Origin of the sequence: Kitasatospora cystarginea (assembly GCF_039533515.1) — a bacterium.
Lineage (GTDB): Bacteria > Actinomycetota > Actinomycetes > Streptomycetales > Streptomycetaceae > Kitasatospora > Kitasatospora cystarginea.
Genome location: NZ_BAAATR010000008.1, coordinates 1 through 13427, shown reverse-complemented (window position 1 = coordinate 13427; position 13427 = coordinate 1). Strand labels below are relative to the sequence as shown.

General features: G+C 71.6%; 9 protein-coding genes. 6 read left to right on the top strand and 3 right to left on the bottom strand.

Annotation, left to right across the window (positions count from 1 at the left end):
- Window positions 1-173: 173 nt before the first annotated feature.
- Window positions 174-1904 (bottom strand): carboxyl transferase domain-containing protein, encoded by a 1731-nt coding sequence (locus ABD369_RS11410; RefSeq protein WP_344636201.1) that lies wholly within the window; start codon window positions 1902-1904, stop codon window positions 174-176.
- A gap of 127 nt (window positions 1905-2031) precedes the next feature.
- Here ABD369_RS11410 and ABD369_RS11405 point away from each other — a divergent pair, with 127 nt between their 5' ends.
- Complete coding sequence (locus tag ABD369_RS11405) at window positions 2032-2676, top strand: SACE_7040 family transcriptional regulator (protein WP_344636200.1); 645 nt, start codon at window positions 2032-2034, stop codon at window positions 2674-2676.
- Between the two features lie 389 nt (window positions 2677-3065).
- Entirely contained in the window at window positions 3066-7214 is a 4149-nt protein-coding gene (locus ABD369_RS11400) for an ABC transporter ATP-binding protein (RefSeq protein ID WP_425557587.1), read from the top strand.
- 49 nt (window positions 7215-7263) lie between these two features.
- Here ABD369_RS11400 and ABD369_RS11395 read toward each other — a convergent pair whose 3' ends face one another.
- Window positions 7264-8142, bottom strand: coding sequence for an ATP-grasp domain-containing protein (locus ABD369_RS11395; protein WP_344636199.1), 879 nt, complete (start codon window positions 8140-8142; stop codon window positions 7264-7266).
- Window positions 8143-8256: 114 nt separating this feature from the next.
- Here ABD369_RS11395 and ABD369_RS11390 point away from each other — a divergent pair, with 114 nt between their 5' ends.
- A complete protein-coding gene (locus tag ABD369_RS11390) occupies window positions 8257-8775 on the top strand; it encodes an NUDIX hydrolase (protein ID WP_344636198.1) in 519 nt (172 codons plus the stop codon).
- 6 nt (window positions 8776-8781) lie between these two features.
- Here the strand turns inward: ABD369_RS11390 and ABD369_RS11385 are convergent, their stop codons facing one another.
- The gene (locus ABD369_RS11385; RefSeq protein ID WP_344636197.1) at window positions 8782-9624 is read right to left on the bottom strand and encodes a hypothetical protein; all 843 of its coding nucleotides are present in this window, start codon (window positions 9622-9624) and stop codon (window positions 8782-8784) included.
- 474 nt (window positions 9625-10098) lie between these two features.
- Between ABD369_RS11385 and trpS the strand changes: the two genes are divergently transcribed.
- The 3 genes from trpS to ABD369_RS11370 all read left to right on the top strand — a co-directional run bounded on the left by trpS (window position 10099) and on the right by ABD369_RS11370 (window position 13348).
- On the top strand, window positions 10099-11112 hold the full coding sequence (gene trpS / locus ABD369_RS11380) for a tryptophan--tRNA ligase (protein WP_344636196.1): 1014 nt from the start codon (window positions 10099-10101) through the stop codon (window positions 11110-11112).
- A 416-nt stretch (window positions 11113-11528) separates the two neighbouring features.
- Window positions 11529-12509, top strand: coding sequence for a S66 peptidase family protein (locus ABD369_RS11375; protein ID WP_344636195.1), 981 nt, complete (start codon window positions 11529-11531; stop codon window positions 12507-12509).
- A 113-nt stretch (window positions 12510-12622) separates the two neighbouring features.
- A complete protein-coding gene (locus ABD369_RS11370) occupies window positions 12623-13348 on the top strand; it encodes a nucleoside/nucleotide kinase family protein (RefSeq protein ID WP_344636194.1) in 726 nt (241 codons plus the stop codon).
- Window positions 13349-13427 lie beyond the last annotated feature (79 nt).

Below are 13427 nucleotides of genomic sequence, written 5' to 3'. Positions count from 1 at the left end.
GGCGTTCCTCCGGGTCGAGGGGAACCGTGGGATGGGGCCGGGCGTCGGCACCGGGGGCAGGCCCGGCGGACGATTGGGCGGTCGTCGCCGGGCCGCCGGCTGACAGTGCGGCTGCTGGTTCGTGCCTGCTCGGATGCGGCAGGCCGCACGGGGCAGGTCGCGTCACGGGGAGGTCACATGCGGAAGACACCGTATGGACGGGGGTCGGCGAGCGGGGCGTTGGCGCAGGCGGTGAGGGCGAGGCCGAGCACGGTACGGGTGTCCATGGGGTCGATCACGCCGTCGTCCCAGAGGCGGGCCGTCGAGTAGTAGGCGTTGCCCTGCCGCTCGTACTGCTCCCGGACGGGCCGCTTGAACTCCTCCTCGGCCTCGGCGGGCCAGTCCTCGCCCTGTGCCTCCAACTGGTCGCGGCGCACGGTGGCCAGTACCGAGGCCGCCTGTTCGCCGCCCATGACCGAGATCTTCGCCCCGGGCCACATCCACAGGAAGCGAGGTGAGTAAGCCCGGCCGCACATCGAGTAGTTGCCCGCACCGTACGAGCCGCCGATCACCACGGTCAGCTTCGGCACCCGGGTGCAGGCGACGGCCGTGACCATCTTGGCGCCGTGCTTGGCGATGCCGCCAGCCTCGTACTGCCGCCCGACCATGAAACCGGTGATGTTCTGCAGGAAGAGGAGGGGGATGCCGCGCTGGTCGCACAACTCGATGAAGTGGGCGCCCTTGAGGGCCGACTCGGCGAAGAGCACGCCGTTGTTGGCGACGATCCCGACCGGGTGACCGTGGATCCGGGCGAAGCCGGTGACCAGGGTGGCGCCGTACTCCGCCTTGAACTCGGCGAAGCGGCTGCCGTCCACGATCCGGGCGATCACCTCGCGGACGTCGTACGGGGTACGGGGGTCGACCGGCACCGCGCCGTACAGGCTCGTCGGGTCCAGCGCCGGCGGCTCGGCCGGGGCCAGAGGCCAGGGCTTGGCGGGCCGGGCACCGAGTTCGGACACGATGGTCCGGACGATGGAGAGGGCGTGGGCGTCGTCCTCGGCCAGGTGGTCGGTGACGCCCGAGGTGCGGGAGTGCAGTTCGCCGCCGCCCAGCTCCTCGGCGGTGACGACCTCGCCGGTCGCGGCCTTCACCAGCGGCGGCCCGCCCAGGAAGATGGTGCCCTGATTGCGGACGATCACCGCCTGGTCGCTCATCGCCGGGACGTACGCGCCGCCCGCGGTGCACGAGCCGAGCACCGCCGCGATCTGCGGGATCCCGGCGGCGGAGAGGCGCGCCTGGTTGTAGAAGATCCGCCCGAAGTGGTCGCGGTCCGGGAAGACCTCGTCCTGCATCGGGAGGAAGGCCCCGCCGGAGTCCACCAGGTAGATGCACGGCAGCCGGTTCTCCAGGGCGACCTCCTGGGCCCGGAGGTGCTTCTTGACCGTCATCGGGTAGTAGGTGCCGCCCTTGACGGTGGCGTCGTTGGCGACCACCACCACCTCGCGACCGGCCACCCGCCCGATCCCGGCGATCACGCCCGCCGCCGGCGCGGCACCGTCGTACAGCCCGTCGGCCGCGAGCGGGCACAGTTCCAGGAAGGGGGAACCCGGATCGAGCAGGGTGTCCACCCGGTCCCGCGGCAGCAGCTTGCCCCGGGAGGTGTGCCGGGCGCGGGCCTTGGCCCCGCCGCCGAGGGCGGCGGCCCCCAGTTTCTCCCGCAGTTCGGCCACCAGGGCCTGGTGTGCGGCGGTGTTCGTGCGGAACGCCGCCGAGCCGGTGTCCACCGAGCTCTCCAGCCGGGGGGCGGGAGCAGCGGCCGCGGGCGAGGCGACCGGCTCGAACGGACCCGTGCCTGCGCCGGTGAAGAGTCCCGGGGCCGCGCCTGCGGATCGGGCTGCGGCCGGGCCGACGGTTGAGAAGACCATCCCAAGAGCTCCCTTGCCCTCGGAGCCAGGTGGGCACGCGGACAGGAGGGTCCGCCGCCCTGTTAATGAGCGTTAACTCCTGTCGCCAGGTTAACCGTCGATAACTCGACTGTCTACGATGGGCGGCATGCTGAACGCCCAGGTTCCCTCCGCGCTCTCACGCCGCGACCAGATCCGGAAGGAGGCCGCGCGCCTCTTCGCGGCGCGCGGGTTCCTCGGTGTCGGTGTCGATGAGATCGGCAAGGCGGTGGGCATCAGCGGCCCGGGCCTGTACCGGCACTTCTCCGGCAAGGACGCCATGCTCGCCGACCTTCTGGTCGGCATCAGCGAGCGGTTGCTGGAGGAGGGCCGCCGGCGGGCGGGTGACGCGCCGGACGCCCTCGGCGCGCTCGATGCCCTGATCGGCGGCCATGTGGACTTCGCGCTGGACGACCGGGACCTGATCATCCTGCACGACCGGGAACTGCTCCATCTGAAGGAGGAGGACCGGCGGCGCGTGCGGCGCCTCCAGCGGGGCTATGTCGAGCTCTGGGTGGACGTCGTCCGCCAGGCGTTCCCCGCGCTGGCCGAGGACGGCGCCGAGCAGACAGCCCGGGCGGCGGTGCACGCGGTCTTCGGCCTGCTCAACTCGACCCCCCACAGCGCAGGACCGCAGTTGGCGCAGGGGGAGCGGTCCGGCCTGAGCCGGGACGGTATGGCGGCGCTGCTGCACAGCCTGGCCCTGGGCGCCTTCGCGGCCGCGGCCGGCGGCGCGGCAGATGTGACCGGCTGACCCGGACATTCGGCCGATCGGTCCGGCCGCCGCCGGATGCGCTCGACTGATCGGCGGGTTCCGGATGCGGTGTCGGCCGGGCCGGCCGGGGTAATCGGCTGATCGGGCCGACTGCCGCCCCGTCCGCGGCGAACCGGCCGGGATCCGGGCAACCCGGCCGGGTGCGCGGTGCGGCGCCCGCCCTGCAGCAGGCCTAGGACCAATGGCGGTCCCCGTGGAGACCGCCCGACCGGTGTCGCGCGACCGTCGGTTCGTCCAGTCTGGTGGGAGGCGGGAAGCAGCTCGAGCCGCGCGCTGTTCGAGTCACTGCACGCCCGTCGGGCTTCCGTCGGGCTCCCGTCGGAAACCCGATGGACTCCCGCTCGACCGAATGGTTAGTATCCCTAAATATGCCTGAGACTCACGGATCCACAGCGGAGCTTTCGCCAGGTGGCAGGGCGGACCGAGACCTGTCCGGTACAGGCTCGGCATCCACCCGTTCGGCGAGCGGCAACCACCCCCGTCCCGAGCCGGCCCGGCGGCAAGCGGCCGAGCCCGGCTGGCTCACCAGGCTCGCGCACTACTGCTGGCGCTACCGACGGAACGTGCTGCTCTCCTTCGGAGCCTCGCTGGTGGGCATGGCCGTCACGGCCGTCGTACCGCTGATCACCAAGCTGATCATCGATGACGTCATCACGGCCCACACCCGTCCGCTCGCGCCGTGGGCGGGCGTGCTGCTGCTGGCTGCCGTCCTCGTCTTCCTCTGCACCCAGGTCCGCCGCTACTGCGGCGGCCAGCTCGCCGTGGACGTCCAGCACGACCTGCGGGCGGACCTCTTCCGCTCGCTCAGCAGGCTGGACGGCACCCGACAGGACTCGCTCGACATCGGCCAGGTGGTGGGCCGGGCGACCTCCGACCTCCAGTTGATCAACGGCCTGCTGTCGATGCTGCCGATGATGACCGGCAACTTCCTGATGTTCGGCATGTCGATCCTGGTGATGTTCTGGCTCTCCCCGCCGCTCACCCTGGTCGCACTGGTGATGGGTCCGGTCCTCTGGTGGATCGCGACGTTCAGCCGCAAGCGGCTCTTCCCCGCCACCTGGGCGGCGCAGCAGGAGGCGGCGGCCGTCGCGGGCGTCGTGGACGGGGCCGTCGGCGGCGTCCGGGTGGTCAAGGGCTTCGGCCAGGAGGCGCAGGAACGCGGGAAGCTGGAGCAGGCCTCGCGCAGCCTGTACGGCGCTCGCCTCCGCTCGATCCGGCTCACCAGCCGCTACACCCCGGCGATGCAGGCGGTGCCCGCGCTCGGGCAGGTCGCCGTGCTCGCCCTCGGCGGCTGGCTCGCGGTGCGGGGCCAGGTCTCGCTGGGCACCTTCGTGGCCTTCTCCGCCTACCTGGCGCAGATGACCGGTCCGGTCCGGATGCTCACCATGCTGATCACCGTCGGCCAGCAGGCCCGTGCCGGTGTGGAGCGAGTGTTCCAGTTGGTGGACCAGCAGCCCGTGGTGAGGGAGCACACGGACGCGGCCGACCTCGTCCTGCCCGGAGTCCTGCCCGGTGCGGACCGGCCCGAGGCGTCGGACCGGCCGGTGGTCCGCGCCGTCCCGGGAGCCCCCGCGCTCCAGTTCGACCAGGTGGACTTCAGCTTCGGTGCCGTACGGGACGACGTGCAAGAGGATGCACCGGACGCCGCACGGGACGGCGCGCCAGCCACCTCGCAGGGCGACTCCCGGGACAGCGGACCGAACGGCTCGCCGCACGGCGAGCTCGTGCTCAAGCAGCTGAGCCTGGAACTCGCCGAGGGTGAGACGCTGGCACTGGTCGGTGCCTCCGGCTCGGGCAAGTCGACCGTCGCGCAGCTCGTACCGAGGTTCTACGACCCGACCGCAGGCGCCGTCCGGCTGTACGGCCACGATCTGCGCGAGCTCACGCTCGACTCGGTGCGGGCCACCGTCGGGATCGTCCCCGAGGACAGCTTCCTGTTCTCCGAGAGCGTCCGGACCAACATCGCGTACGGTCGGCCGGACGCGACCGATGCTCAGATCGAGGCGGCCGCCGTGGCCGCCCGGGCCGACGGCTTCATCCGCGAGCTGCCCGGGGGCTACGACACCAAGGTCGGCGAGCAGGGGCTCACCCTTTCCGGCGGTCAGCGTCAGCGGATCGCCCTCGCCCGGGCCATCCTGAGCAACCCGCGGGTACTGCTGCTGGACGATGCCACCTCCGCGGTGGACCCGCAGATCGAGGCGGAGATCCATGAGGCGCTCAGCGGGGTGATGGCGGGCCGGACCACCCTCCTCATCGCCCACCGCAGGTCCACCCTGCACCTGGCCGACCGGATCGCCGTGCTCGACCACGGCCGCCTGATGGACGTCGGCACCCACGAGGAACTCGAACAGCGATGTCCGCTGTACCGCGCGCTGATCACCGATCCGGACGCCGAGGCCCCCACCGGGTCCGGCCACCGCACCCCGGCGCCCACCGCCATCCGTTCCGGTGGGCCGGCCGAGCAGGTCAACGGGGCCGAGCAGGTCAACGGGGCCGAGCGCGTCAACGGAGCCAAGCAGGTCAGCGCGATCGAGCGGGTCAACGGAGTCAAGCGGGTCAACGGCGTCGAGCACCCCGAGGGAGGCGAGCGGCACATCGGGGCCGGGCGCCCCAGGGCCGGCCGGTCCGGGCCGTCCGCCCCGGCGGACCAGGACAGGGCGGACCTGCTCACCAAGGTGGCCGCGCTCCCGCCGGCCACGGACACCCCGGACATCCCGGTCTCCGAGGCCGAAGCGAGCGACCCGGACTTCAGCCTCGTCCGCCTGCTGAAGCCCTTCCGCCGCCAGTTGGCGCTCGCCCTCCTGCTGGTCGCCCTGGACACCGCGGCCGGACTCGCGCTCCCGGTCCTGATCCGGCACGGTATCGACGACGGTGTCAGCAAGGCCGCGATGTCCGGGGTGGCAGCCGCCGCGCTGGCAGCCCTCACGATCGTGCTGCTCGACTGGCTGGTCCAGAGCACGGAGACCAGGGTCAGCGGACGGACCGGGGAGCGCGTGCTCTACACCCTGCGGCTCAAGATCTTCGCCCATCTCAACCGGCTCGGCCTGGACTACTACGAGCGCGAGCTCTCCGGCCGGATCATGACGCGGATGACCACCGATGTGGACTCCATATCGTCGTTCCTGCAGACCGGTGTGGTCACCGCCGTGGTCAGCGTGCTGACCTTCTTCGGGATCCTGGTCGCGCTGCTGTTCATCGACGCCGGCCTGGCGCTGGTCGTCTTCACGGTGCTCCCGCTACTGGTGATCGCGACCGTGGTGTTCCGCCGCAAGTCGACCGTCCAGTACCAGATCTCCCGGGACCTGATCAGTACGGTCAACGCCGACCTCCAGGAGAACGTGGCCGGCATGCGGATCGTCCAGGCGTTCCGCCGGCAGGAGACCAACGCCACCCGGTTCGTGGCGCGCGGCCTCGAATACCGCGACGCCCGGGTCAAGGCGCAGCTGTACATCTCGCTGTACTTCCCGTTCGTGCAGTTCCTGTCCAGCGCGGCGGCCGCCCTGGTGCTGATCGCCGGCGCCTCACGGGTGGACTCGGGGACGCTGACCATCGGCGCGTTGGTCGCGTACCTGCTGTACATCGACCTCTTCTTCGCGCCGGTCAACCAGCTCTCGCAGATCTTCGACGGATACCAGCAGGCGTCCGTCGGCCTCGACCGGATCCGCGAACTGCTGCGGACACCGACCAGTACGCCCGACGCGGACGATCCCGTGCGGGTGGCGGAGCTGCGCGGCGAGATCCGGTTCGAGAACGTCGGCTTCGCCTACAACGGCGGCGGCGACGGCAACCCGGACGTCCTGTCGGCCGTCGACCTGCACATCCCGGCCGGGCAGACCGTCGCCCTGGTCGGTGAGACCGGCGCCGGGAAGTCCACCCTGGTCAAGCTGGTCGCCCGGTTCTACGACGCGACCGGTGGCACCGTCCGGATCGACGGCACCGACATCACCCGGTACGACCTCACTCAGTACCGGCAGCGGCTCGGCGTCGTCCCGCAGGAGGCGTACCTGTTCGCCGGGACGGTGCGGCAGGCCATCGCGTACGGCCGGACCACCGCCACCGACGCGGAGGTCGAGGCCGCCGCCCGGGCGGTCGGCGCACACGAGATGATCATCGGACTGTCGGGCGGCTACGACCACGAGGTCACCGCCCGGGGCCGGAACCTATCCGCCGGGCAGCGCCAGCTGATCGCGCTCGCCCGCGCCGAACTGGTCGCCCCCGACATCCTGCTGCTGGACGAGGCCACCGCCGCGCTCGACCTGGCCACCGAAGCGGCGGTCAACAACGCGGCGGACCGGCTGGCCGGCGGGCGGACCACCCTGGTCATCGCCCACCGCCTGACAACCGCTCAGCGCGCCGACCGGATCGTGGTACTGGACCGCGGCCGGGTGGTCGAGGACGGGACGCACGAGGAACTGCTGCGCCGGGACGGCGCGTACGCCGGGCTGTGGCGCGCCTTCATCGCGGACGGAGAGCTCGACCGGGAGCAGCCTGCTGCGGCGATCCCCGCAGCAGGCTGACGGCATCGACGCCGCCCCGCTGCTCACCTCTGTTACCCCGCCCGACTGTTCACGCGGCGAGGAGCGAGCTCAGCAGCGGGGCGGCGTCGATCCCGTGCGGCAGGCCGCTGACTTGGCCGTCGCCGACCTCGACCACCCGCCAGCCGGGCCCGTCCGCCCGCTGGGCCAGGTCGGTGGTGATGAAGCGGCAGCCCAACGCGCGCACCAGCGGCTGGGTTTCGGAGAGATCCGGGTCAACCCTGGCCTGGGGGCAGTCGGGGTGCGGGCCGACCAGGACCGGTTCGCCGTCGACCCACCAGACCCGGGCCTCGACGGCACGCCCGTCCGCGTCCCGCACGAACTCCTCGTACCGGCGCAGCACCACGCCGCCGGTCAGGAACTCGCCCTGCAGTTCCACGAACCGGGACACCACCCGGCCCAGCGCGTCCAGATCGGCCAGCTCCGGTACGTAACAGGCATCGTGCCACTCGTGCTTACGGGACTTGACGTAGTCCTTGACGACGGCCGGACCCCGCCCGCCGATCCGCCGTGCGGCGTCCGCGAGTGCCGAGAAGTCCGGTTCGCCGCCGGGAATCCAGGCGCTCGGCGGTGTCGCACCCTCGAAGACCGAGTACCAGCCAGGCAGTTCGTGGGCGTCGGCGTACGCGGCAGGCGGGGTCAGCAGCGAACAGCCGCGTGCCGTGAGGGCGGTGGCGAGCGCGGTGTAGGCCGGTACGGGCACCATCCAGCCCCGGTACCAGAGCGGTCCGTGCCCCTCCGGCACCCGGCGGACCGCCGCGACGGCGTCCCCGGAGACCAGCGCATCATGGTCGATGAGTGCGTACTCTCCACCCAACTCGCGGATGAGCTGGGCCTCCCACACGAAGTGCGGGTCCGGTCGACGCGGTGTCAACGGATCGGAGGGCAGGAGGATCAGAGGTGCGGGCATGGGCACAGCGTAGAACCGCGGTGCCGCCCGAGGAGCCCGGGTTTCCCGCCAACCGCCGAGGGCAGGGCGCTGATCCTGCTCGACAACGACAGCGGTCCCTGCGAGGGTGATTCGATGCGAACTCCGAGGCGAGCAGCGCGAACCGCGGTACTGGCATCCGACGGCGCGGTCTTCCTACTGAGATCCGACAACGTCGAGGTGGGCGTGCACTGGACCATGCCGGGCGGCGGGATCGAACCCGGCGAGTCGCCGGCCGAGGGAGCGCGTCGCGAACTGTGGGAGGAGACGGGCTGGACGGATCTCGCGCCCGGCCCGCTGCTCTGCACCTGGGAACACGACTTCACCTGGCACGGCACCCCGGTCCGTCAGCACGAGCACATCTACTTCACCAGCGGACCCCGGCGCGGCCCGCTGGGCGATGTCAGCGCGGCGCACGCGGTGGACCGGATCCTGGGTTGGCGCTGGTGGAGCCCGGCCGATCTGGCGGACGAACGGGCCGAGGCGCTCTGGCCACCGCAACTGCCCGCACTGCTCTCGGCGCTCAGGGAGAGCCTGGCGCAGCCGGCGGCCGGTGCCGCCGCGCAGCCGCCGGCCCCGGTGCACCTCGGGTACGTGCCGAACGCCGGGTGCTGACGGACGTCATCCCCCGGTGGCCGCCGGCCCGCGTTCCGTCTGCCAGGCGCGCAGGTCCAGCTCGCGGTCGTGCAGCGCGTCCGGGTTCATCAGCACGGTGAGCCGGGCGCCGGTCAGGTCCTCGAAGGCCAGCCCGGTCTCCGCGAGCAGTTGTTCGGTCGGTACCGACACCGCGATGGCGGTGCGCCAGGAGGGCAGTACGACCAGGCTGGTGCCCCGGCTCATCCGCACCAGGTCGACCGGTACCCGGCGCGGGGCCGAGGAGCTCGGGGCGCTCGGCGGTTCCGCGTAAGCGGGGGAGGCGCCGATCAGGACCCCCAGCGGGGCGGCCGTGTGATCGTGCGGCTGCATGTGCGTCGGCGCTTCGGCCGATGCGGGTGCATCTTCCGCCGGATGGCGCGATCCGCCTGCGGGTTCCTGATCGGGCATCGTCGGCGCGGGTTCCGGTGCCGGCTCGGGTTCGGGCGCCGGCTCACCGCGCGGGTGCAGCCGGCTCAGTCGGCGGGAGGGCGTCGGCCGGCGGATCCGCCGGAACTCCTGCCACTCCGGGAAGGGCGCCGTCGGACCGGCGGCGCGACCCGCCGTTCGGGTGAGCGGAAGTCCGCCCGGCCGCAGGCCGGTCCTGGCCCCGGCGAATTCCAGTAGTCGCCGCACCTCCGACTCGGGTTGCCGGCAGGCCTCCGCAAGCAGCCGGATGTCGGCGCCCTGCTCGTACGCCGTGCGGAGTCTGCTCGCCAGGCCGGCGAGGAGCCAGGCCGCCGTGGTGGCCTCGGCGTCCGCTACGTCGCGGTCTGGCGTTCTGGACCGGTCCGGGGAGTCGTCGGATGCGGACTGGTCGAGCGAGGTCATCAGTACGGGCCCTCCGAAAGCTGGTCGGATGATCCTGCCGTACCAGCGCATGGCCAGCCAAGGGGAATCGGAAGACTGACAAGCCGTTACCGACCGGGCGGACGGCCGGTCAGGTCATGGCTGCCGAGCTCTTCCGGAGCGATGCCCGCGCGAGGAACCCCGGCAGTGATCGTTCGAAGTCTGACCGGCGACCGGCAGCCCGGAAAGGCCTTGGCGGCCACTGGCGGCGAAGCGCTAACCTCGCAGCCATGAAGCATCTTCCGTGCCTGAGCTGGTGGCCGTCCTAGGGCGGCTCCCACTCATGCATGACCACAGGGCCGTCCGTACGGGCGGCCCTGTTGCTCTGTCTCCCTCGCGGGCCGCACCGACGGACGTGCCCCACCGGCACACCGCCGCCGGCAGGCGGCGCAGTCGTGCCGACGTACCGCCAGCCACCGGCAACCCGCCGTCGGCCCGCCCGAAGGAGAACCAGCAGTGCAGACCAGCACCGCCCAGGTCCAGCAGGACCCCAGCCGCTACCGCATCCTCACCGGGGACCGTCCCACCGGACCGCTCCACCTCGGCCACTACTTCGGCACCCTGCAGAACCGGGTGCGGCTGCAGCGGCTCGGTGTCGAACTGTTCGTGGTCATCCCCGACTACCAGGTACTCACCGACCGCGACACCGCCGACCGACCCGCCGAACGCGCCGAGGAGCTCGTCCTCGACTACCTGGCGGCAGGCATCGACCCCGAACGCGCCACGATCTTCACCCACAGCGCCGTGCCCGCCCTCAACCAGCTGATGCTCCCCTTCCTCAGCCTGGTCAGCGTCGCGGAACTCCAGCGGAACCCCACGGTCAAGGACGAGATCGTGCACTCCCGGCAGAACTCGGTCAGCGGACTGATGCTCACCTATCCCGTGCACCAGGCCGCAGACATCCTCTCCTGCAAAGGGAACCTGGTCCCGGTCGGTCGGGACCAGCTGCCGCACCTGGAGACCGCGCGGACCATCGCCCGCCGCTTCAACGAGCGGTACGGCGCCGCAGTCTTCACCGAACCCGAGGCCCTGCTCTCCGACGCCCCGCTGCTACTGGGCACCGACGGCGGAAAGATGAGCAAGAGCCGGGGCAACGCCATCGCCCTCGGGATGGACGAGGACCACACCGCGCGCCTGATCCGGGGCGCCAAGACCGACACCGAACGGCGGATCGGCTACGACCCCGAGCAGCGCCCCGAGGTGTCCAGCCTGCTCCTGCTCGCGGCCCTGTGCGAGGGCGGCGAGCCGCAGAAGATCGCCGAGGAGATCGGTGACGGCGGCTCGGCCGCGCTGAAGCGGCGCGTCACCGAGGCGGTCAACGAGTGCTTCCGCCCGATCCGCGCCCGCCGAGCCGAGTTCGCGGCCGACCGGGCCCACCTGCGTGCCGTCCTCCGCGCCGGGAACGAACGAGCCAACGCCTGCGCCGACACCACGCTGGCCGAGGTCCGGCAGGTCATGGGCATGCGCTGAAGGCTCCGCCTCGGCACAGCGGTCCTCGCGCCGGTTCTCATGTCGGCGCTCGCTCCGGCTCGGCCGTCGCCTGGCGGCCGGGCCGGACCACCGCGCCGGACCACCGCGCCGGACGGTACGGGTGCGCGGCTGTCGGCATGCAGGTCCGACGACCGGTCAGTCCGAGAGTGGAAGACTCGGCAGGGGAGCGCTTCTGTTCCGGACTGTCTCTGTCGACGACATGCTCCGCGGACGACCCGGCTGGGCCGTTTCCGTCCACGAAAGACTCTGCCGTCGACATGACCGGGCCTCGTCTGTCCACGAGTTGCTCTGCCGACGAGAGACCGGGACCAGACGGGTGATCAGGAACCGTCCGAGCGGGCATACGGTTGGTGGCTGAACGCCATACGCCGCCTCCCCGAGAGAGGACCTCGCCCATGGTTCGGTTCCAGCCTCCCACCCCGGACCGACGGCCGCGCCGCCTGGTACCCGGGGACCGGGTCGCACTGGTCGCTCCGAGCGGCCCGCTCGAACCCGACCGGCTCTCCGCCGGCACCGAGATCCTTCGCAGCTGGGGCCTCGAGGTCGTGCCCGCCGAACACCTCCAGGACACCCATCCGACCATCCGCCACCTGGCCGGCACGGACGCCGCCCGTGCCGCGGACTTCCAGCGCGCCTGGCTCGACCCCACCATCGCCGCCGTCATCTGCGCCAGAGGCGGATTCGGCGTGCAGCGGATGGTCGACCTTCTCGACTGGGAGGCGCTCCGCAGTGCGCCTCCGAAGGCACTGGTGGGCTTCAGCGACATCACCGTCCTGCACGAGACCATCTCATGGCGCCTCGGCATCCCGACGTTGTACGGGCCGATGGCCTCGGGCGCAGCCTTCATCGCCGACGGTCCGACGGCGGAGCACCTGCGCCGCACCCTCTTCCACCCCGCGGACACCCTGCGGCTCACGTCGCCCACCGTTGAAGCGCTGGTGCCCGGTCGGGCCCGTGGTCTCACGGCCGGCGGCTGCGCCTCCACCCTCGCTGCGGACCGGGGTGCCCCGACCGCCCGCCCGTCCTTCGCAGGAACGATCCTTCTCCTGGAGGACGTCAACGAACACCTGTACCGGCTGGACCGCGTCCTCACCCAGCTGGTCCGCTCCGGTGCCCTGGACGGCGTGGCGGGCATCGCGCTCGGTTCCTGGGAAGGCTGCGGTCCGCTCGACCAGGTACGCGAGCTCATGCTCGATCGGCTCGGTCCGCTCGGCGTACCGGTCCTCTGGGAACTCGGCTTCGGCCACGGCCCCAGCAGCCTCACCGTGCCGCTCGGCGTCGCCGCCCGATTGGATGCCGACGCGGGCACGCTGACACTGGAGACTCCGGTGCTCAGCAACAACACCGATGACTCGGGTTCCCAGCGCCAACGCTGATGAGTGATGAGTAGGGTGCGACCATGCACGTGGACGGCGACAGCGGCAGCAGTACCCCACCCGACGTCTCCGCTCTGATCAGCTCTGTTCCAGATACTGCGGAGCCCCGCCGTGTGGCGTCCGAAGACACGGGACAGTCGCCCATCGGACCGTCTCCGCTCAACGGCCGCGCGGAACTGGTCGCATCGGCCCTCCACCTGCTGCACGGTCGCACCCGCGCCGTCGGCCGCACCATCCTCGGCTTGGCCGGCCCGCCCGGCGCCGGAAAGTCGACACTGGCCCGCTACCTGGTCGACGAGATCAACCGCCGGGAGGGCGCCGAGACAGCGGCCTACCTCCCGCTCGACGGCTTCCACCTCTCCAATGCCCAACTCGAACGCCTCGGCCTGCGCGACCGCAAGGGATCCCCGCCCACCTTCGACGCCGGAGGGTACGTAGCCCTACTGCGCCGAGTCCTCGCCGAGCGCTTCCGCGACATCTACGCCCCTGACTTCGACCGGACACTCGACGAACCGGTCGCCGCTCGGCACGTGATCCGACCGCACACCCGACTGGTCGTGACCGAGGGCAACTACCTCGCCAACGCCGACGCCCCCTGGTCCGAGGTCCGCATGCTGCTGAGCGAACTCTGGTACGTGGATGCCGCCGACCACGTACGGGACACCCGACTCATGCGCCGCCACGCCGAGAACGGCCGGGCCCCCGAAGCCGCCCGCCACTGGATCGTGTCCAACGATCACCCGAACGGCGAGTGCGTCAAGGTCGGCCGCGAGGCATGCACCCGGATCATCGGGCACTGGGATTTGCCCACGGCCTCCGACAGGGGTAGTGTTCTCTAGTCGCTCGGCAGGGAGCACCGGACACGCATCGGCGCGGACGGTCCCGGGGCGGCCAATCCTCTGAAACACCACTTCTTCT